Source organism: Paenibacillus sp. J22P277 (assembly GCF_059383675.1).
This window is the reverse complement of the sequence record NZ_JBXENS010000008.1, coordinates 210622-232098: the sequence shown is the minus strand read 5'-3', so window position 1 is coordinate 232098 and position 21477 is coordinate 210622. Positions and strand designations below refer to the sequence as shown.

Genomic DNA, 21477 nt, shown 5'->3' with positions numbered 1-21477 from the left:
CTCGCACTCCCCTTAATACAGATGATACTGCCGCTTCCGCTCCGCGAAATCCCGGCTCTCCTCGCGGAATTGCGCCAGCATTCCCGGAACGTCCACGGATTCGGCGCGGTATAGATGGTCCCCGCCGAGCAAATCGATGAACGGCCGGGCGCCTTCCTTGAACGGCGGCAGCCAAGCGAATGCCTCGTAGTTGTCCTTGATCGCGAACAGCAGCGTAACGCCCGTATCCACGGGCCGCACCGCGAGCGCGTCCGTCACGTGCAGCTGCACGCCGCCGCAGCGTTCGCCCTGATGCTTCGAGGCGGTCGGCTTGTAATGGACGGGACGGAAATGCACGCCGGGCAGCCCCTTGCCGTTCATCTCGTCCGCCAGTCGCTGCGGCTCGATGAACGGCGCGCCGATGATCTCGAACGGAAACGTCGTTCCCCTGCCCTCGGACAAGTTCGTTCCTTCGAACAGGCAGGTGCCTCCGTACAACAGCGCGGTCTCGTACCGCGGAATGCCCATCGACGGCTGCACCCACGTCCGGTTCAGCGCCGGGAACTGCATCTCCCGCTCCCAGCCTTCGCATGGAACGACATGCAGCTTGCACTGCCAGCCCATCTCGTCGTTCGCCATCAGCGCCAGTTCGCCGACGGTCAGCCCGTAGCGGACCGCGAGCGGATAATTGCCGACGAACGACCGGTAGCCCGGCTTCAGGACGTTGCCTTCCACCGCCGCGCCGCCCAGCGGATTGAACCGGTCGAGCACGATGAATTCCTTGCCCGCCTTGGCGCAATCCTCGAGCGCGTAGAGCATCGTATAGATAAACGTATAATAGCGAACGCCGACGTCCTGAATGTCGTAGACGACCGCGTCGACTTCGTCCAGCATGGCCGGCGTGAGCCGCTTGGAATCTTGACGATACAGGCTGTGCACGGGAACGCCGGTCTGCGGATCGACGTATGTCTCCACGAGGCCGCCCGCGTCCTGATCGCCGCGCACGCCGTGCTCGGGCGAGAACAGCGCCGCCAGCTTGAAGCGTTCGTGCAGGATGCCGATGGTCGACGCGAATGCCTGGTCGAGGCCGGTAGGCGACGTGATCAAGCCGAGCCGCTTCCCTTGGAACAGCTCCGCGTACCGGCCGATCCGATCGATGCCGTTCAGCATCATGCGAGGGAATCCTGGCGCAGGCGCATCGTTTCCTCCGGCACCATGAAGGTTTCCGCGTACGGCTTGCGCGCCTCGATGCCGCGCACGCGCGCGAGGTGCTTATAATATTCCAGGTACGGGAACGACTTGCTGCCCGTCACGAACCAATGCGTCGATACCGCTTTGACCCACAGCTCGTACGCCTCGTGGTTGAAATCGACATAGACGTACGGCTTGTAATCGACCGCGTCCTCCCAATTCTCCGCGTAATAGAGCTTGGCCGCGAAGTGCGCCGGCAGCTCCCGCTCGAAGGACGCGAGGCCCGCGAAGAAGCGCGCGTCGTTCACGATCCGATGCGTCGTCATATGGTCCTTGTGCATGCTGTTCTTGAAATGCGTGATGATCACGTTCGGTTTCACGCGGCGGATGACGTCGCACACCCGGTACCGCATCTCGTCGCTGTCCTCGAGCTCCCCGTCCGGAATCTCGAACACGATCGCCTCCCCGCCCAGCATCGCCGCGAATTGCTCCGCTTCCCGCACCTTCTGCGCCCGGTAATCCGCCATGTCCCGGTCCGCCGGAACGCCGCGTTCCCCGGCCGTCAGCGCCAAGGTGACGATCCTGTCTCCCTTCAGGGCATGGCTCGCCAGCACGCCGCCCGCCGTCAATTCCGCATCCCCTACATGTCCGCCGATCGCCAATATCGTCAACCGCTGCTCGCCCATTCGTTAAAACTCCTTCCGCATGATCGCAAAATATTTGACCGGCCGGAACCCGGCTTTCTCGTAGATCCGAATGGCCGGATTCTTGATTCCCGTATACAACGACATATAGTCCGCGCCGACCGCCTTGAACGCCTCGCAGAGCCGGAAGAACAACAGGCTCCCGAGCCCGTGCCCTTCATGCTCGGGATGCACCCCGATCCCGGCAAAATAGCCCCGGCCGCTGTCCTCGCGGATCACGGGACCGGCGAATCCGACGGCCCTGCCCGCGCGCGCCGCGATGACGACGGGCATGCCGTCCGCCGCGCACCGCGCGATCTCGCGCCGCCAGAGCGGATTGTCGAACCCGTCCAGCATCGCTTCGATGCCCGTATGCCGCCGAGGATCGAACAGCTCGACCGCGTACCCGCTTTCGCCGGCCTTCGCTTCCTTCGCCCGCATCTCGTCCGTCCAGGCGAACCCGGACAATGCCAGGTACATCGCGCATTCCTGCGTCCGTTCGGCATAACCGCATGTCAGCAGATAGCGATGCAACGGGCTGCCGGCCGGAACGCCCGGCGCGTTGTTATGCTCGTGCTTCGGCGTGCCCGGAACGTACCACGGGAGCATCATCGGATTGAAGAACAGCACGTCGGACTGTTTCTTGCCGAGCTGCCGAAACCGCGCTTCCAGCGCGCCCAGCAGCTTCCCGTAAGCGTCATCATTCCGGCATGCGGCCGAGAGGACGATGCACGTCACGTAGCCCGCGACGTCGCCGAGCGGGAGATCGTCGCCCGTACAGCCGCACGCGAAGCCCGCTGCCTCGCCGTCAGCATCCAGCAGCACGAACGCGCAATCCGCATCGAAATGCGGATTGCCCGCGAATATCCGATCGAAGCTCGCCGTATCCAATTCCTTATAATCTTCCTGCACGGCTTCCTTGTTCCATAAGGCTAGGATGCCGTCCACGTAACGATGCTCGAAAGAGGCGATCCTCATTCGGCGTCACCTCGCTCGCGATCTGGTATAAAGCTGTTTCATGCGCGCTAGTACGAGATTTTCCCCAGCACGACGGGCCGCTTCGCGCCCGTGACGCTCGGCAGGTTGTTCGGCCTGCGCGCGATCGCATAGTCCGCCAACAGCGCGAACGCCACGGCTTCCTTGGCGTCGCTGCTCTGCCCGATGTCCTCCTGGATCAGCACCTGCACGCCCATCGGTTCCATCTCCCGCTTCAGCCATCCGATCAGCGTCGGGTTATAGCTTCCGCCGCCGCCGACCAGCATGACGTCCGCGGCATGCAGCGGCGCCGCGAATCGCCGGTACGCATCCCCGATGGACCAGGCCGTCAGCATCGTGACGGTCGCGATCAGATCCTTCGCGGACAAGCCGTGCTTCTGTTTATACGCGAGCAGCTCCTCCGCGTACGCGGCGCCGAAGCGCTCCCGGCCGGTCGACTTCGGCAGCGGCTGCGCGTAATACGGCTCCTGCTTCAGCCGGTTCAGCAGCGCTTCGTTCACGCGGCCGGATGCGGCGATGGCGCCGCCGGCGTCCATCTTCAGCTCACCGCCGGTCAGCAGCGACACGACGCCGTCGATCAGCATATTGCCGGGTCCCGTGTCGAAGGCGAATACGCCTTCGGCGCCGCTGCCGGCAGGCAGCACGGTGATGTTCCCGATGCCGCCGATGTTCTGCAGCAGCAGCGTCCGGTCCGTCTCCCTGTACAGCAAATATTCCGTGAACGGCACGAGCGGCGCGCCCTGCCCGCCGACCGCCATGTCGGCGACGCGGAAATCGGACACGCACGGGATGCCCGTTCGCGCGGCGATCACCGCGCCTTCGCCGATCTGCACCGTGAAGCGCAGATCGCGACCGTCCTCGATATGCGGCTCCGGCGCATGGTAGATCGTCTGCCCGTGCGAGCCGACGACCGCGATGTCCGCCGGCGTCAGACCCGCGGCCGCGATGACCGACAAGGCCGCTTCGGCGTACAGCTCGCCCAGCCGGACGTTCATCCGGCCGACCCGGTCGATCGTGGCGCGGGCGGGATCGAACAGCTCGAAGATCGCCTCCCGTACGGCCGGCGGATAACCGCTATTCGCGAACGCGACCAGCTGCGCCGTCGACCGATCGCTTTCGCCGCCATCAATCCTGATCACCGCGGCGTCGATTCCGTCGACCGACGTGCCCGACATCAAGCCGACGGCGTACCTCTCCGTGCGCGTCTTCGCTCCGCCCGCCGTCATGTCAGCCTTTGACCGCGCCGACGGTTACGCCCTCGAGGAAGTAACGCTGCAGGCTGAAGAACAGGACGAACATCGGCAGGGCGGAGATCGTCGCGCCCGCCATCATCGGGGCGAAGTAGGTCGTGTTCGCGAACCGGAAGTTTTTGAGACCGACCTGGATCGTCTGCATATCCATCGTGTTCGTGACGAGGAACGGCCAGAAGAACGTATTCCAGCTGTCCATGAACGTGAGGATGGCCATGACGGCAAGGACGGTTTTGGATAACGGCAAAATGATCCGCACGTAGATTTGGAACTGGCTGCAGCCCTCCATCTTCGCGCTTTCGATGATTTCCTTCGGAATGGACGACATGAACTGCTTCGCGAGGAAGATGTTATAGACCGTCACGAGCCCCGGCACGATCAGCGCGCTGTACGTGTTCTGCAGATTGAATACGTTGACGATCAGGATATACAGCGGCACTTGGGTAACCTGGTAAGGAATCATCATGGCGACGAGCAGCAGCGTGAAGAGAAACGATCTGCCCTTGAAATCGATTTTGGAGAACGCGTAGCCCGCCATGCTGGCGAACACCACGTTGGACAGCATAACGCTGCCGGCCACGATGAGCGAGTTGAAGAGCCACCGGAGCGAATATTCGCTGTAATCGAAAAAGAATTTATAGGAAGCGAACGAGATTTTGCTCGGAAATAGGGAATAGTTCATCGCGCCCGCTTCGACCGGGTCGCCTAGGGAAGAGATCACCATGAAATAGATAGGGAAAATGGTAGCAAGCGCGAACAGCAGCAGCAGCACGACGATCGTGCCGTTGCGGAACAGCTTGCCTTTGCTGCGGTCCGGATAATTTTTGTACAGCGACATCTGCGTTTCCTCCTTCCTCTAGTATTCCACTTCTTTGCCGAAAAACTTGAATTGCATCAACGCGACGATGGCGATGAACGCCGCCAGGACGAGCGATTGCGCCGCCGCCTTGCCGAATTCGAAATACTTGAACGCGTTGTTGAAGATCAGCAGGCCGACCATCGTGGTCGCGTTGTCCGGTCCGCCGCCGGTCATGAGATAGGCGTTCTGGAACACCTGGAAGGAACCGATGACCCCGGTGACGAGCAGGAACAGCGTCGTCGGCTTCAGGCACGGGATGACGATATACCGCAGCTTCTGCAGGAAGGACGCGCCGTCCAGATCCGCGGCCTCGTAATAGCTCGTGTCGATGCCGAGCAAGGCGGCCAAGTAAATAATGATGCTCGTGCCGTGGCTCGACAGCCAGGCCATGAAGACCAGCGAGAACATCGCCGTGCTGCTCGAACCGAGCCAGTTCTGGTTGCCGATGCCGAACAGGCCGATCAGCTTGTTGAAGATTCCGGATTCCATCGGGTCGAAGATCCACAGCCAGACGACCGAGAGCGCGACCCCGGACGCGACCGCGGGCAAATAATAGACGGCTTTGAACGTCGTCTGCATCCACTTCTTGAGAGGCAGTATGAGAATCGCCACCGCGAAAGACAGCAGCAGCGCGACTGGCACGGTTAGAATCGTATAGACGATCGTAGTGCGGATGGACCGCCAGAACAGCGCATCCTTGAACGTTTCGGTGTAATTGTCGAACCCGATGAAGGTCGAGCCGAGCGGTTTATAGTCTTGGAAACTGATAATGAACGCGCTGGCGACGGGATAGGCCGTGAACAGCGCGAAGACGACCAAAGCGACGGCGATGAAGATGTATCCCCAGCCGGCATCGCCTCCGATTTTGCGTTTGATGAATGATTTCTTGAATGAGTTCATTAAGGCAGCACCTCTTTTCGGCAATCGGATCAGTGGCCACGCGATAAAATGAGTTCGGATAGCCGCCTGAGATACAAGCGGCTATCCGAATGGGAAAATCAGTCCTTGACGACGCCGTCTTCGCCGAACGCGTCGATCGCGGCTTTCTTCAGCGCGTCGTACATGTCCTCCGGCTTGAGCTCGCCGGCAAGCAGCGCCTGCAGCTTCGGAATCATGACTTCGTCTTCCAGCTTGATCGCTTTCGCGCCGAGCTCGACCGGAATGTCGGGACGGGCCGGTGCCGCATGGGAGAGAAGCGTGCTGACCGCCGCCACGTTGTCCGGATTGCGGTTGACCGTCATGCCTTCGGCCGCCGTTCTGCCGGTTTTGGTAATATGCGCGACGAACAGATCGTTGTTCGTCGTTGCCGCGACTTTGCCGCTGGCGAGGAAGTACGCCGCTTTGACGACGTTCGCCTTATGCTCGGCCGTCGGCTCTTTCTTGCCGCGGAAGGTGACGTAGCCGTCGACCGCCACGGTCGTGACCGCCGGCTGGCCGAGGAACGAAGGCACGGGAAGGACGATGTAGTCCGCTTTGATGCTGCCTTTGACCGCGCTGCCGTCATTGGCGTCGATTTTCTCGTTGTTCTTGTTCGCCGAGTTCTCGAACGTCGCGAGGCCTTTGCCCGTGATCATCGTTTGGCCGGTCAGGAACATGTTCCAGCGTTTGCCCGCGTCCACGGAGCTCAGCTCCTTCGGCATGGAACCGTCGTCGATCAGCTGACGGATATCCTTCAGCACTTCCAGGAAGTTTTTGCTCGTGTAGGCGTATTTGTTGTCCGTCGTGAACGCGTTCGGCATGCCGGCGTTTTTGACGAGAATGTTCAAGTAATCCTTGGAAGCGACGCCCGCGGTCGCGAACACGAAGCCGTAGCGGCTCGTTTTGTCGCCTTCCTTCACGACGCCTTTCTTGATGGCTTCGCGGAACTCGTCATAGGTCCAGCCGTTCTTCTGAACGCTCTTGTAGTCGATGCCGGCTTTCTCCAGGAACTCCTTGTTGCCGCCGAGCGCATGCGCTTCCATATAAGCCGGGAAGCCGTAGATGCCGTCGCCGTTCTTCATGTATTCCATCGGCGCCGGATCGTAATCCGCGATCATGTCGGAGGTCGCCGCGTCCTTGATATCCATCAGCATGCCTTGCTGCACGTACTTCGAGATGCCGTCGGAGCCGATGAACGCGATGTCCGGCGGGCTGCCCGCGTTGACCTGCGTATCCAGCTTCTGCGTCATGTCTTCCCAGCTGGCGGGCTCGATCTTCAACGTCAAGTTCGGGTTCGCCGCGTTGAAATCCTTGGCCATTTGCTCGAAATTGTCCTGGTAGGTCGGGGATACCGGCGGCAGCAGCGCCGTGATCGTATCCTTCGCGCCGGACGCGCCGCCTGCGTTCGCGTTGCCGCCGGCGTTGCTCGCGCCGCCGTTATCGCCGTTGTTGGATGAACATGCGGCAAGCGTCGTTACGGATAAACCGAGTGCCAATACGGATGCCAAAACGCGGGATTTCGTCTTCATAGGAATAATCCTCCTTAAGGATTCAGCATTATAGTGTCCTGATCAAGCCTCGTTAACCGACTTTCGTGCAATTCCGAATCGCAACCTTCAGGCTGCCCTCGCTGCGCGCCAGCTCTTGCTCCGCGTGCGCCGCGTCCAAACCGGTAATGATCATCATAATGGCGAGCTTGCAGTTCATCGAGGCCTCGCGAAGCGCCTGTTTTGCCGTCTCCGAATCCGCGCCCGTTGCGGTTTGGATGATTCGAATCGAGCGGTCGTTCAGCTTGATGTTGCTGGCTTTCAAGTCCACCATGAGGTTGTTGTACGTCTTGCCGAGCTTGACCATCGTGCAGGTCGTCAGCATGTTGAGCACCAACTTCGTCGCCGTGCCCGCCTTCAGCCGCGTCGAGCCCATGATGACTTCCGGTCCGACGACGGGCGCGATGCACACGTCGCAGACTTCCGCGAGCCTGGAGTTCTTGTTGTTCACGACGCCGATCGTCGCGGCGCCAAGCTCGGCGGCCCGCTTCAACCCGGCGATGACGAAGCTCGCGCTTCCGCTGGCCGAGATGCCGATCACCGCGTCTTTCTCTGTAATGCCGCAGCGATCGATTAACCCTACCCCCTCCTCTGCATTGTCTTCGAATCCTTCCACGGCGACCCGCAACGCGACGTCCCCGCCGGCGATATATCCTTGCACCAGCGAAGGGTCGGTCCCGAACGTCGGCGGAATCTCCGATGCGTCGAGCACCCCTAATCTGCCGGAAGTGCCTGCTCCGATGTAAAACATGCGTCCGCCGTTCTTCAGCAGCCGATGAAGAAGATCAACCGCTTTCGCAATCTGCGGAATTTCCGCGGCGACCGCGGCAGGAACCTTCGCATCCTCTTGATTCAGGAGGCGGACCATGTCCTCGGTCGAGCATTCGTCGATCATCAGCGTGTCCCGATTGATTTCCTCCGTCGTCAATCCCGCCAAATATTCGTTCATAACCATTCTCCTACCCTCAAGTCGTGATGTTAGGTTATCTAACACACTTGTTATTTCTTAAGACCCATATTACGTCGACTTGCCATCTTCGTCAATAGATTCTGAAATAAAATTTTATACTAAAATTAATAACTGTTTTTTTATTTTGGACGAGGCCGTAAAAAAAGACATGTTCAGCGCTAGCTTTCCCATGTCCCGTCCCATTATTTGCGATGCTTGCCCGATAGGATGTTATGCGTCTTGGTCAAATACTTCTTCACGTTCTGGTACTCGGCGCTGGCGACGCCCGCGAAGAGCATGTCGACCACCGTCAGCATGGCGATCCGCGAGCCCATCGCGCCGCTGCGCATGGTCAACTCCGGCGTCGAGATGCTGAGCAGGATATCCGATTTGTCCGCCAGCTCGCTCTTGTTGTATTTGGTGATGGCGATCGTCGTCGCCCCGTTCTTCAGCGCCAGCTCCAGCGTATCGAGAATCTCGACGGTATCGCCGGAGTTCGAGATGAAGAAGGCGACGTCGCCCTTGCCGAGCAGCGTGGCCGCGGTCAGCTGGCTGTGGCTGTCGGTGTATGCATGGCACATTTTGTTGATGCGGCTGAACTTCTGCTCCGCGTCCATGCAGACGATCCCCGAGGCGCCGACGCCGAAGAAGACGATCCGGCTGCTCTCGCGAAGCACCTTCACGGCCTTGGCGACCTGCTCGCGGTCGATGACGCTGAGCGTGTCTTCGATGGACTTGATGTTGTTGCGGGAGATGTTGGAGATGATGATGGACAAGTCGTCTCCGGGCTGAATATCGGTGTACTGGTCCTTCTGGTCTTCGTCCCTGGAGCCGAGCGAAGCCGAGATGCTGACGATAAAGCTTCGATAGCCGCCGTAGCCCAGCGTTTTGCAGAAGCGCAGCACCGACGCGTCGCTCGTCTTGCTCATTTGGGCAAGGCTCTTGATCGAGAGATGCGGCACTTCGTCCGTATTCTCCAATATAAAATCGGCAACCAGCTTCTCAACGGGCGTCATGCTGTCCTTCATGTCCCGAATCTTGATCAAAATGTTGTCGTTTATCGCCATAATCGTCCCTACTCGCCTAGTTTGTCCCTCTCGAATTCACTCTTATCTTAAGCGTAATGATGCCAAAACACAAGAAAAAAGCGACGTCCCATGTCATGTTTTAGGACACCTTATTAGAAATTTTATTTCAAAACAAAAATTCACCATGAAATTTTATACCTAATTTTTATTGTTGGAACAATCCTTGCGTGCTATAATGGCCTCACATTCTGCCGCTATCCCGGCGACCCCAAACCAGAGGTGAAGGACATGAAGAAAGAAAGCATCAAAATCGCCATTATCGGTTCCGGAAGCACGTATACGCCCGAGCTCATCGAAGGCATGATCAAGCGCAAGGGCGCGCTGCCGATCGGCGAGCTCGTCCTGATGGATATCGACGAGCGCAAGCTGCGCATCGTCGGGGAACTGTGCGTGCGAATGATCGCCGCCGCGAACATGCCTTGCCGCGTCGTGATGACGCAGGATTTGGACGAAGCGCTGACCGGCGCCGATTTCGTGCTCGGCCAGATCCGCGTCGGCAAGCTGCCGGCGCGCGTGCTCGACGAGAAGATTCCGCTCCGGTACGGCATGATCGGCCAAGAAACCTGCGGCATCGGCGGCTTCTTCAAGGCGATGCGCACCATCCCCGTCATGCTGCGGATCGCCGAGCGCATGAAGGCGCTGTGCCCGGACGCTTGGCTCATCAACTTCTCCAATCCGGCGGGCATCATTACCGAAGCGATCCTGAATCATGCCGGCGTCAAGATGCTCGGCCTGTGCAACGTGCCGTACAACATGTTCAAGAGCATTCGCGAGTCTCTGCAGCTCGACCATCCGAGCATCGAGTATATCGGCCTCAACCACCTGAGCTGGATCACCGGCATCGAGCAGGACGGCAAGGATTATTTGAAGACGGCGCTCGAGATGGGCCTGAACAGCGAGACGATGAAGAACATCCCGGCCAGCGGCTTCAGCAAAGAGCTGATCCGGATGGCGGGCGCGATTCCGTCGTCGTACCTGGAATATTACTATTTCAAGAACAAGAAGCTGCAGGTCGTCCGCGACATGGAGCTGTCCCGCGGCGAGAAATGCATGCAGATCGAGGAGGAACTCCTGAGCATCTATTCCGATGCCGCGCTTCATTCCAAGCCGGAGCTGCTCGCTTCCCGCGGCGGCGCCAATTATTCCGAGGTGGCCATCAGCCTCGTCGACGCGATCCACAACGACAAGCAGGAAGTGCATGTCGTGAACCTGCTGAACAACGGCGCGCTCGACTTCATGCGGGACAACGACGCGGTCGAGGTGTGCGCGGTCATCGGCAAGGACGGCGCGAAGCCGGTCAAGATCGAGGGCTTCGATAACCGGCACATCATCGACTACATGCGGATGGTGAAAGCCTACGAACGCGAGACCGTCGCCGCGGCGATCGGCGGCGGCGAGGACGCGGCCATGCGCGCGCTGCTCATGAATCCGCTGGTCGGCGATTACGACGCGGCGCGCGGCGCCTTCGACGAGCTGAAGGAAGCGCATAAGGAGTATCTGCCGCAGTTCTTCAAGGAAGAAGCGAACGCGTAATGAACGACCGCTATATTATCGGCGTCGACGGCGGCAACAGCAAGACGGATTACTTCCTGTTCGGCGTCGACGGACGTTTCGTCGATCATCTGGGCGCCGGCACCTGCAGCCATGAACGCTTCGCGGATGCGTACGCCAGTTCATACCGCGTCATGGACGAGAACATCCGCGCGTTATTGACGCGCAACGGACTGACGATGGCGCAGGTCGCCGCCGGCGCGTTCGGCCTCGCCGGCGCGGATATTCCTTCGCAGAAGGAGCAGCTCGGCCGAATCGTCGAACGGCTCGGGTTCACGAACTATGCCGTCGACAACGACTCCTTCCTCGGCATCAAGGCGGGCATCGCCCGCGGCTACGGCATCTGCTCCATCAACGGCTCCGGCACGGTTGCCGGCGGCATCTCCCCGAGCGGCCGCCGGCTCCAGGTCGGGGGCATCGGCAGCGAGCTGGCCGGCGACGAAGCCGGCGGTTTCTATCTGGGCAGGAAGGTGCTGCGCGCCGTCTACGATTCCTTGTACCGGTTGGGACCGGCGACGTCGATGGCCGAACCCGTCATGGCGCTGCTCGGCGTGTCCGCGAAGGAAGCGTTCATGGAATACGCCGTGGAAGGTTCCGCGAACCGAACGCTGCCGAATACCGAGCTGATCCGGATTCTGCTGCGCGCCGCGGAAGCCGGCGACGAAGCCGCTTTCGGCATCGTCGACCATTCGGCCAGGCAGCTGGCCCATTCCGCCGCCGGGTGCCTCCGGCACCTCGACTTCGGCGGCGAAGCGGAGATCGACGTCGTGCTCGCGGGCTCCGTATGGGTCAAGGCGGACAGCCCGCTGCTGTTCGAACGCTTCGAACGGTACATGGCCGAGCTCGTCGTTCAGCCGTGCAGGTACGTGCTGCTGCAGGTGCCGCCGGCGACCGGCGCCGTGCTCTGGGCGCTCGAGCTCGCGCACGGCAAGCCGGTGGACGCGGATACGCGCCGCTGCGTCATCGCGAGCGTGGAGCTGCTGCAGCAGTGAGCTTCATGCGCCGGAGGAACGATTGCCGGTACGGCGCAGCATGATTCACGGTCGGCTTCATATGCGTCGAGCTTGAAGCGACGGATTCCGTTTCGCAGCCCCGCCAATTCGCCACCGCGCGAAGTCGGCGGTTTTTTTTGTTGCGCTGCGAGGTGCGTGCGGCGCCCGGATTTTACCCGGAAGGAAAAAAGCGGTACTATGGAGCTGACACGGGTTGCGCACGACAGGCAGCAGATGGTTAGGATAAAGCGCGGCAAGCGCATTACTTTACGGATTGCGAGGAATGTGGAATGAACCAAGAGACGATGGAGCTCTTCCGGACCTTGACGGATTATCAAGCGGCGTCCGGTTTCGAACGGGAGCTGCGCGGTTTTGTCCGCGGCGAGATGGGAAAATACACGAACGAGATCGTGCAGGATCGATTGGGAAGCATCTTCGGCGTGCTTCGCGGCGACGAGGGAGGTCCCATCATCATGGCGGCCGGCCACTTGGACGAGGTCGGCTTTCTGATTAACGGGATTACCGAGAACGGCATGCTGAAATTCCAAACGCTCGGCGGCTGGTTCAGCCAGGTCCTTCCGGCGCAGCGGATACAAGTGATGACGGATAACGGGCCGCTGGTCGGCATTATCGGCACGACGCCGGTTCACCTGCTCGACGAGGCGGCGCGCGGCAAGCCGCTGGACATGAAAGGCATGTACATCGACATCGGCGCCGACAGCAGAGAGCATGCGCAGGAGATCGGCGTCCGCATCGGCCAGCAGGCGGTGCCTTACTGCCCGTTCACGCCGCTCGCGAACCCGAAGAAAATCATGGCCAAGGCCTGGGACAACCGCTACGGCGTCGGTCTTGCCATCGAACTGCTGAAGGAGCTGCAGGGCAAGAAACTGCCGAACGTGCTGTACTCCGGCGCGACGGTCCAAGAGGAGCTCGGCCTGCGCGGCGCGCGGACATCCTCCAACATGATCAAACCCGATCTGTTCTTCGCCATGGACGCCAGCGCCGCCAACGACATGAACGGCGATAAATCCGCCTTCGGCCAGCTCGGCCAAGGCACGCTGCTGCGCATCTACGATCCTACGATGCTGACGCACCGGGGAATGGTGGAGTATGTCCTGGATATGGCGCAGACGCATCGTATTCCGTACCAATATTTTATCTCGGCAGGCGGCACGGACGCCGGAGCCGTCCATACGCAGGGCAGCGGCATCCCGTCGGCGGTCGTCGGCGTTTGCGCGCGGTATATTCATACTTCCGCTTCCGTGCTGCATACCGACGATTACGACGCGGCCAAAGAATTGCTCGTGAAGCTCGTGGAGCACTGCGACCGCGCGACGTACCGCACGATTCTCGACCGTTCCTAGCGCCAACGCGCCCGAATGCAAAAAAACACGCCGTCCGGCGTGTTTTTTTGTTGCGTCTTTGCCGATCCACTTTTTTCATGGGACCGGGCCGAAACATTAAGCCGTATCCCTTCGTCCATAAAGTGAAAGCATAAGGCTATAAAAGGAAGGGTGCATGCACAATGAGAGTTCCCATCGTCCGTTTCGATTCGTCCCGTTCACGCTCGCGGCTCTTCGCGGCCGTTCTCATATCGATGGCACTGCTGCTGAACGTCGGCTGCGCCGCCTCATCCAACGACGACGCCGCCGGCAATGCCGGACAGGCGATCAGCGCGGGCGCGCTCGCCTCCACCAAGGTCGCGGACGGACAAAATCCGTTCTACCCGGCTGGCATCGACGATCCGCAAGCGTTCCTGAACGCCTTCAACGCGGTCAAGGCCGCGATCGCGAGAGGCGACAAGGGGGAGGTCGCGAACTATATCCTCTATCCGCTGCGGGTGAACGAAGCGAACGGGCAACACGCCATGATCCAGACGCGGCATGATTTCGTCGACCAATACGACGCCATCATGACCAAAGCGGTCAAAGACGCCATCGCGAACCAAAACGCCGATCATTTGTTCGTCAACTATCAAGGCGTCATGGTGGGCAACGGCGAGATTTGGTTCGGCGGAAGCGCGGACACGCCGCAGGTTATCGGCATGATCGCCGTCAACCACAATACCGAGCAGTAAGACAAATCAGTAAAACAAGCTGCGCTGGAATTCCGCGATGCTCGCGTACTCGTCCTCCAGCTTGTCGGCAATCCGCAAGTAGATCGGCAGCAGCCTTTGGTACAGGGCTGCTGTTTTTGCGTCCGGCCGATGCGCGTGCGTGGAGCCGACCATCCGCGAAACGGCGGATAAGGAATCGATCCGTCCGATCGCCATGAGGCCGAGCACGACCGCGCCCAGACACGAGCTCTCGAAGCTTTCGGGGATGACGACCTCCTGGTTGAAGATATCGGCCATCATCTGGCGCCACAACGGCGAACGCGCGAATCCGCCGGTGGCGTGGATCCGCTTCGGCTTGCCGGTCGATTCCTCGAGCGCCTGCAGGACCGCGTACAAATTGAAATTGACGCCTTCCAGCACGGCGCGCATCATATGCGGCTTTCCATGATGCAGCGTCAACCCGAAGAACGAGCCGCGGGCGTCGGCATTCCAGAGCGGCGCCCGCTCCCCCGTCAGATACGGGTGGAAAAGCAGCCCGTCCGAGCCGGGACGCACCCGTTCCATGATCTGCGTCAGCAGATCGTACGGGTCTTTGCCGAGCAGCTTCGCCGTCTCGATCTCCGGGCCGCCGAGCTCGTCCTTCAACCAACGGAAGATGACGCCGCCGTTATTGACCGCCCCTCCGATGACCCATTTGTCCTCCGTCAGCGCGTAGCAGAAATACCGGCCCTTCGGATCCGTGACCGGCCTGTCCACCACCGTGCGGATGGCGCCGCTCGTGCCGATCGTCACCGCCACGACCCCGGGCTCGATCGCGTCCACGCCGAGATTGGACAACACGCCGTCGCTTGCGCCCACGACGAACGGCGTTTCCGGCAGCAATCCCATTGCCTCCGCGTAGTCCGGCTTCATCCCGCGCATCACATGCGTCGTCGGCACGAGCCGCGACAACCGGTCCGGCGCAACGCCCGCGATCTCGAGCGCTTCCGCGTCCCAGTCCAACTTCTCCAGATTCAACATGCCCGTCGCGGAGGCGATGGAGTGATCGATCACGTACTCGCCGTACAGCTTGGCGAAGACGTACTCCTTGATCGAGACGAATTTGCGCGTCTGATTGAATACCTCCGGCATATCGTTTCGCAGCCATAACAATTTGGTAATCGGCGACATCGGGTGGATCGGCGTGCCCGTTCGCCTGTAGATCGCGTGCCCGTTCATCTCGTTCTTCAGCCGGCTTGTCCAAGCCGCGCTGCGGTTGTCCGCCCAAGTCAGGCAGTTCATCAAGGGCTTGCCCGCCGCATCGACCGGGATGACGCTGTGCATGGCCGAGCTGAACGAAGCGAGCAGCACCTTCTCCGGCTCGATGCCCGTCATGACCTGCTTGATGGTCGAGACGACCGCCGCGAAAATCTGCTCGGGGTCCTGTTCCGCCACGGCCGGCGTCGGCGTATGCAAAGGGTATTCCACGTGAGCCGAGGCGACGACGTCTCCGTTTTCCCGGAACAGCACCGACTTCGTGCTTGTCGTACCGATATCGATGCCGACCATATACGTATCCTGCTGACGATCCATTGTCTGTATGTACCTTCTTTCCGATTAGCAAATGCAAGTTTTGCGTTTCTGTCCGATCCTGTCCATCGTTTCCATCTTGGCGATATAGTCGGCGGCAAGCGGCACCTTGCAGGCCGTGTTGCCGACGTTGACGTGAACCTTGCCGATCGTTTCGGCGACGGCCTTGGCTTCCTCGTGCAGCGGCTTCACGTAACCGCCCGTCGCGATCACGAACGCGTTCATCGCGTAGCGGACCCGGTTGCGTTCGGAATGGATGGTTTCGCCCGCCAACCGCAGCAGTCCGCGCAGTTCGCCGAGATCCAACTCGTCGTCCGGCGTAATCGACGCCAGATTGGCATACGTGCTCCAGCCGCAGCAGGCGACCAGCTCCAGCGGCGAGGCGATCCATTCCATGGCGAGCTCGCGGCCGTAAGGGCTTTCCGCAGCCAGGCCGGGCACCGTCGTTTCCGCAAGCAGGTACCAATTCGCCCGAAGCGCCCAGTCCCGCAAACGTTCCATCGTCAGCGCGCCGGGATCGGCCGACAGGCCGGCCAGATACATCGCGTCGCTGTTGCCGGATTCGTAGAGCGCATAGGCCAGCGCCTGATCCTTCTTCACGGCCTTGACCAACTTCTTCAGGTCGCCGATCTTCACGCCGAAGAGCGGCTCCCGCGCGCCGTGATTGAGGAACGTCTTCTTCGTCTGCTCCGAGCCCATGGAGGCCAGTTGACGCATCGTTTCTTCGTAAATCATCGCTTGGATACACCGCCTTTCGGACAGACAGAATGAACGACTGCGCGAAAACGGCCGTCACGCGCGTTCGTTCATCCTCGCATGCGTTTATGCTATTACTATAGCATGTTTGCGGACCAACCTCACTCCGGGCATGCGAATTTGCGCTTCGGGTATGCTCTGAAAGCCGGATGGACCTTCCCTTCGACCGTCGGACTTTCATGCGCGCGTCCGAATACTATAAGCGTGCTCTAGCCTGCAACGCAGCCAATTGCGCGAGCCGGCTAAGCCATGCAAGCATCCGCTCGCCTTGAGGCCATGGAGGTACGATGACGATACGCGCATGTTTACTGCAAGCCCAGCATTCGTGGCAGCTCGTCGCGATTCAAACGGACGACGGGGAACAATGGACGGGACTGGTCGAGGACATGACGCGATGGACGGTTACGCTGCGCAAGATCGACGGGATCATGCTCGTGCCGTTCGTCGAGATCGTGAGCGCATCCGTTCTGCGACAGCTTGGCGATGGGTGAAGGCAAGCATGAGCGCCGCGCCGGATTTATTCGCGTACTCCCGACGCTGCATATGCGCACGCCAAGCGTCCCGCCGGCAACGCCGCCGCGCGCGAAGCATAAAAGACCGCCCAAGCGCGCAGGCGCTCGAACGGTCTTCCTAATTTTCGGCTATTCCCTTCCGAACAACTTAATTCTTTCCTTCCGTCAGCGCTTGAACGTCATTGCTTCCCGCTTTGAGCACGAACGGTCCGACCGTTCCCGTCAGCACGAGCAGGCCGATACCGATAAACAACGAGATGCCGTAGCTCTGAAGCCAATACGCGCCGTCTTCGATCTGCTTGTATATCCAGCCGCCGAGCAGCGGGCCGATAAAGCCCGTCGCGCCGGTCAGCGCCGAGAACACCGCGACGTACATCGGACGGTCGGACTTCGGCGTATCCCCGATGATGAAATTGAAGATCAGCAGGTTATAACCGCCGAGCCCGACGCCCAGCGTCATGTTCACGATCATCAGCACCAGAATGACCGGCAAGATCTCGATGCCCGCCCACAGCACGCAGGAGAACGCGATGATCGGCAGCGTCCACAGGAGCAGCGTCCGCGTCGCGTGCCGCGCGTTCATGTTGCCCCAATAATAATAGCTGAACATCGTCACGATCATCTGAACCGTCGTGATGACCGTGATCCACCACTTGCTGAGATGCAGCGTTTCCAGCATGACGTAAGAGAATAACGGAATGGCGATGTTTTGCAGCAAAATGAATACCGCGATGAAGCCCGTCGCTTTCATATACCCGGAATCCCGGAGCGGCTTCCCGAAGAGCGCGGCGGAGCTCGAAGCGGCAGAGCGCTCGAACGGCAGATCCGGATACCGCCACAGCTCGACGGCGTTCCATACGGTGCAGAGCGCGCTCACGGCATACAGGATAACGAATCCCGCGCGGTTGTCCAACTGCTCGAGAATCTGGCCGCCGAGCAGCAGCGAGATGCTGGCCACGGCCCAATGAATCGTGTTGCGGATGCCGAAGTATCGGCCCCGAACCTGCGCGGGGACCATGTCCGCGATCATGGAAGTCCAGAACACCGCGCTGGTCGAAGCGCAGATGAAGGACATGAGGAACATGCCGATGAATACGTCGACTTGCAGGGATTTCGTCACGAGAAACGGAATCAAGCCCGTCGCCACCCAGAGCATCCGATGCGTAACGGCAAACCAGAAGAGCAGCAGCCGCCGGTTGGTAAAGCGCTGGATGTAGAACGCCGCGACCAGCTGGACCATGTTGGCAAGCGCCGGAATCGCGACGACAAGGCCGACATCCGAGGCCGTCCCGCCCAGATAAACGACGTAAATGGTTAGGATCGGGCCGCCCAGCAGGTTGCCGATCACGTTGGCCGGAATGCCTTCCATGATGGAAGTCAGCAGCCCCTTCCGCTGATCGGACAGTTTCTTGCGACGAAATACCGACATGACGTGACTCCAAAATGACATGACCTTGCTCCAGCTCCCCGTTATCATTCCCTAGTTGTTCCGTTCAGGTCCCATCATCGGCCAGCAGCTCGCCGAGCGTGCGCACCATGACGCCCGTTCCGCCTTTCGCTTCCCAGGAACGGTCCCGCTCCAGCCAAGCGGTTCCCGCGATATCCAAATGCACCCAAGGCCTCTCCTCCGCGAATGCCCCGATGAACAGTCCCCCGATGCTCGCCGCTCCGTAACGGCCGGCGCCGTTCTTCATGTCGGCCGCATCGCTGTCCAGCTGCCTGCGGAATTCCGGGTAAGGCGGCAGCGGCCATATCCGCTCGCCCGCCCGCTTGGAAGCATCGATCACCTGCTGCTGGAATGCTTCGTCGTTCGTTACGGATCCCGTCGCGACGTTACCGAGCAGGACCAGCACGGCTCCCGTCAACGTCGCGACATCGATGAGCCTCGTCGCTCCGCCGCGGATCGCCGTCGTGAGCCCGTCCGCCAGCACGAGCCGGCCTTCCGCGTCCGTGTTGACGATTTCGACCGTCGTGCCGTTCATCATCGTCAGCACGTCGCCCGGCTTGAACGCCCGGTCGGACGGCATGTTCTCCGCCGTCGGGATCACGAAGACCGCGTTGCGCTTCGGCTTCAATTCGCCGAAGAGGCGCACGAGACCGAGAACGGCAGCGGCGCCGCCCATGTCGGAGATCATTTCCTCCATGCCGGGTCCCTTTTTCAGCGAAATGCCGCCGGTGTCGAACGTAATGCCTTTGCCGACGATGCCCCATTTCTCCGGATCGTCCGGGTTTCCTGCATACTGGATGACGATCATCCGCGGCGGATGGATGCTGCCTTTGCCGACGCCGACCAGTCCGCCCATCTCCTGCGCTTCCGCGGCGGCTTCATCGATGATCTCGCAATCGAAACCATAGGACGCCGCCAGACGATCGGCTTTCTCGGCCAGCCTGGACGGGATCAGCGCATTGCCCGGCAGGTTCGTCAGATCCCGGGCATAGATCACCGACTCCGCGAAAATCCGTCCGCGAAGAATGCCGGCCTCCCATTGTTCGTCAACCGCGGTCGCATCCGGATCGGCGGCCGGCAGCACGGCCGGCTCGAAGACGACGTCCGTGATCAGCGACTTCCGTCTCGTATCCGCTTTCTTCGCCGTCGCGCGCGTATATAAACCTAGCAAATACCCTTCGACGAGGGCTTGCGCCGCATGGTTAGCCGGCAAGCCAGGCGTTCCCGCCGCCAACCGGGCGGGCAGCAGTTGCTTGACCGTGACCGCTTTCAACCGCTTGGCCGCTTTAGCCGCCGCAGCCGCAGCATCGCGCAGGCCGTCCGCCGTCAAGCTTTCTTGCGGAGCTATGCCGACGTAGACGACATGCGCAGACGGGTACAATCCGAGCGTCGGCAGCACGAGCGTCTCCTTCGGATCGGCCTTGAACAGCTCTTTCGCGGCATGCTGCCTCATCGCCTCGTCAAGCGAAGGATGAATCCATCGCGCGCCCTGCACGGCTCCGGCGTCATCGCCGGCTTGAAGGTCCTGCTTGGTTACGAGGGCGACGACGATATCGACGTCGGTAATTCCGTTTTCGCCATGACCATATGTAAATTGAATGCTCATTCGTATGAACATCCTCCATTCTCTCAAACGTTTATTATCGATGGTATGCAGCAAACCTGGCAGCGTTCCCGCCCGGCTCCAAAACCACGCAAAAAAACCGGGTTTTTCCCCGGTTTTCCGTGCCTATCCGGGTTATAACCCGATTCTAATCGTTTATTCCGCTATTGGCAAATAGATATTGAACTCCGTTCCTTCGCCGGTATCGCTCGCCACCCGGATCTTCCCGCCGTGGTTGCGCACGATGCGGTAACTGACCGACAGCCCGAGGCCCGTGCCCGCCGCTTTCGTCGTGTAGAACGGGTCGAACAGCTTGGACTTCGTTAGCGGATCCATCCCCATGCCGTTGTCCCGGATGGTAATCACGACGTCGCGGCTGTCCCGCCTCGTGATGATGTCGATCCGTCCGCTCCGCTCTCCCTCGAGCTCGCCGATCGCGTCCATCGCGTTGCGGACGATGTTGAGCACGACCTGTTTCACCTGCTTCACGTCGATGGATACCGCCAGCTCCTCGTCGTACGTCTCGAATTGAATCTGGCAGCCTTTCATCAGCGCCTCGCTGTCCGAGAGAAGAATGACTTCCTTCAACAGGGAATTGATGCGCACCTTCTGCTTCATCGGCGCCGACGGCTTGGAGGAATTCAGAAATTCATAGATGATGTCGTTGGCGCGGTCGATCTCGGTCAAAATGATGCGGGAATACTCCTCTTTGCCGAGCTGCGACAGATGCGGCTTCAGCAGCTGGATGAACCCGCGGATCGACGTCAGCGGATTGCGGATTTCATGCGCGATGGACGCGGCGATTTTGCCGAGCATCGCCAGCTTGTCGTTCTGGTACGCGGTTTGCTCGATTTGCTTGTATTCCGTGACGTCCTTCACGCTAAACAAATAGTCGCCGTCCAGCTGGTCGCCGTAGGTGACGGTGACGAGCAGGGTCCGCCCGTTCGCGTCCACGAACTCCAGGTACCGGCTGCGCCGGAGAAACACTTCCTTGTACAGCCTCAAAATAATTCGCTTGGTGCTCTTGTGCAGCCTGCTATGCGACAGAATATCGATCAAATTGCAGCCGATGAGCGTCGTCCTGGGAATGTCGAGCAGCTTTGCCATCTGGACGTTGATGAACGACAGCATGCCGTCCCCGTCGAAAATCGCGATGCCGCTGTCCATATGCTGCAGCACGTTCTCGTATTTGTTCTTTACCATCCGAAACGAGCGGTGCGAACGGAGCAGCATGTCCCTCATCTCGCTGAACCGCTGCTCCGAGGATTGCTCCGGCTGTACCCGGAACCGGAAGGCCACCATCAGCTCTATCAAAAAAATAAACGAACGGCTGTACAGCCGCAGCGCTTCTTCCGAATCGACATTGGCCACAAGCATCTGCATGGATTCCTCGTGCACGGCGATAATATCTTCCGGATGGATATCCTGCAGCATTTTGCCGATTTCCGTAGCTTCAAATAAAGATGCTTCACTGCCGCTGCGAATATATTCCGCGAGCGCAGGGAAGTAGCGCTTACGTATTGCCTGCATG

Annotated in this window: 19 protein-coding genes; 5 read left to right on the top strand and 14 right to left on the bottom strand. The window is 60.2% G+C overall.

Annotation, left to right across the window (positions count from 1 at the left end):
* Positions 1 to 12: 12 nt before the first annotated feature.
* The 9 genes from AC50YL_RS27850 to AC50YL_RS27810 all read right to left on the bottom strand — a co-directional run bounded on the left by AC50YL_RS27850 (position 13) and on the right by AC50YL_RS27810 (position 9439).
* Entirely contained in the window at positions 13 to 1152 is a 1140-nt protein-coding gene (locus AC50YL_RS27850; RefSeq protein ID WP_494836287.1) for an exo-beta-N-acetylmuramidase NamZ family protein, read from the bottom strand.
* Positions 1149 to 1856, bottom strand: a complete 708-nt coding sequence (locus AC50YL_RS27845; RefSeq protein ID WP_494836286.1) for a PIG-L deacetylase family protein — start codon at positions 1854 to 1856, stop codon at positions 1149 to 1151. The genes AC50YL_RS27850 and AC50YL_RS27845 overlap by 4 nt, the downstream gene beginning before the upstream one ends.
* A 3-nt stretch (positions 1857 to 1859) precedes the next feature.
* On the bottom strand, positions 1860 to 2831 hold the full coding sequence (locus tag AC50YL_RS27840; protein WP_494836285.1) for a GNAT family N-acetyltransferase: 972 nt from the start codon (positions 2829 to 2831) through the stop codon (positions 1860 to 1862).
* Between the two features lie 47 nt (positions 2832 to 2878).
* Positions 2879 to 4075 (bottom strand): anhydro-N-acetylmuramic acid kinase, encoded by a 1197-nt coding sequence (locus tag AC50YL_RS27835; protein WP_494836284.1) that lies wholly within the window; start codon positions 4073 to 4075, stop codon positions 2879 to 2881.
* A gap of 1 nt (position 4076) precedes the next feature.
* A complete protein-coding gene (locus AC50YL_RS27830) occupies positions 4077 to 4937 on the bottom strand; it encodes a carbohydrate ABC transporter permease (protein WP_494836283.1) in 861 nt (286 codons plus the stop codon).
* A gap of 18 nt (positions 4938 to 4955) precedes the next feature.
* A complete protein-coding gene (locus AC50YL_RS27825; protein ID WP_494836282.1) occupies positions 4956 to 5858 on the bottom strand; it encodes a carbohydrate ABC transporter permease in 903 nt (300 codons plus the stop codon).
* A 98-nt stretch (positions 5859 to 5956) separates the two neighbouring features.
* On the bottom strand, positions 5957 to 7405 hold the full coding sequence (locus AC50YL_RS27820; RefSeq protein WP_494836280.1) for an ABC transporter substrate-binding protein: 1449 nt from the start codon (positions 7403 to 7405) through the stop codon (positions 5957 to 5959).
* Between the two features lie 52 nt (positions 7406 to 7457).
* Positions 7458 to 8372, bottom strand: coding sequence for an N-acetylmuramic acid 6-phosphate etherase (gene murQ, locus AC50YL_RS27815; RefSeq protein ID WP_494836278.1), 915 nt, complete (start codon positions 8370 to 8372; stop codon positions 7458 to 7460).
* A 203-nt stretch (positions 8373 to 8575) separates the two neighbouring features.
* Positions 8576 to 9439, bottom strand: a complete 864-nt coding sequence (locus tag AC50YL_RS27810; RefSeq protein ID WP_494836276.1) for a MurR/RpiR family transcriptional regulator — start codon at positions 9437 to 9439, stop codon at positions 8576 to 8578.
* A gap of 249 nt (positions 9440 to 9688) precedes the next feature.
* Here AC50YL_RS27810 and AC50YL_RS27805 point away from each other — a divergent pair, with 249 nt between their 5' ends.
* From AC50YL_RS27805 to AC50YL_RS27790, 4 genes are all read left to right on the top strand, one after another.
* Positions 9689 to 10993: a 6-phospho-beta-glucosidase gene (locus AC50YL_RS27805; RefSeq protein ID WP_494836275.1), complete on the top strand. Its 1305-nt coding sequence runs from the start codon at positions 9689 to 9691 to the stop codon at positions 10991 to 10993.
* Positions 10993 to 12003: an N-acetylglucosamine kinase gene (locus AC50YL_RS27800; protein WP_494836274.1), complete on the top strand. Its 1011-nt coding sequence runs from the start codon at positions 10993 to 10995 to the stop codon at positions 12001 to 12003. The genes AC50YL_RS27805 and AC50YL_RS27800 overlap by 1 nt, the downstream gene beginning before the upstream one ends.
* A gap of 290 nt (positions 12004 to 12293) precedes the next feature.
* Entirely contained in the window at positions 12294 to 13367 is a 1074-nt protein-coding gene (locus AC50YL_RS27795) for a M42 family metallopeptidase (RefSeq protein ID WP_494836272.1), read from the top strand.
* Between the two features lie 161 nt (positions 13368 to 13528).
* Complete coding sequence (locus AC50YL_RS27790; protein ID WP_494836271.1) at positions 13529 to 14080, top strand: hypothetical protein; 552 nt, start codon at positions 13529 to 13531, stop codon at positions 14078 to 14080.
* Positions 14081 to 14086: 6 nt separating this feature from the next.
* Here AC50YL_RS27790 and gntK read toward each other — a convergent pair whose 3' ends face one another.
* Positions 14087 to 15631, bottom strand: a complete 1545-nt coding sequence (gene gntK, locus AC50YL_RS27785; protein ID WP_494836270.1) for a gluconokinase — start codon at positions 15629 to 15631, stop codon at positions 14087 to 14089.
* A 24-nt stretch (positions 15632 to 15655) separates the two neighbouring features.
* Positions 15656 to 16363: a DNA alkylation repair protein gene (locus tag AC50YL_RS27780; RefSeq protein WP_494836269.1), complete on the bottom strand. Its 708-nt coding sequence runs from the start codon at positions 16361 to 16363 to the stop codon at positions 15656 to 15658.
* Between the two features lie 308 nt (positions 16364 to 16671).
* Between AC50YL_RS27780 and AC50YL_RS27775 the strand changes: the two genes are divergently transcribed.
* On the top strand, positions 16672 to 16875 hold the full coding sequence (locus AC50YL_RS27775) for a hypothetical protein (RefSeq protein WP_494836267.1): 204 nt from the start codon (positions 16672 to 16674) through the stop codon (positions 16873 to 16875).
* 169 nt (positions 16876 to 17044) lie between these two features.
* On the opposite strand, the gene AC50YL_RS27770 is transcribed toward AC50YL_RS27775, so the two are convergent.
* The 3 genes from AC50YL_RS27770 to AC50YL_RS27760 all read right to left on the bottom strand — a co-directional run bounded on the left by AC50YL_RS27770 (position 17045) and on the right by AC50YL_RS27760 (position 21476).
* Positions 17045 to 18325 carry an MFS transporter gene (locus AC50YL_RS27770; protein WP_494836265.1) on the bottom strand — a complete coding sequence of 427 codons (1281 nt, stop codon included), beginning with the start codon at positions 18323 to 18325 and terminating at the stop codon, positions 17045 to 17047.
* A gap of 64 nt (positions 18326 to 18389) precedes the next feature.
* Positions 18390 to 19949, bottom strand: a complete 1560-nt coding sequence (locus AC50YL_RS27765) for a leucyl aminopeptidase (RefSeq protein ID WP_494836264.1) — start codon at positions 19947 to 19949, stop codon at positions 18390 to 18392.
* 153 nt (positions 19950 to 20102) lie between these two features.
* A complete protein-coding gene (locus tag AC50YL_RS27760) occupies positions 20103 to 21476 on the bottom strand; it encodes an ATP-binding protein (RefSeq protein WP_494836262.1) in 1374 nt (457 codons plus the stop codon).
* Between the last annotated feature and the right edge of the window lies 1 nt (position 21477).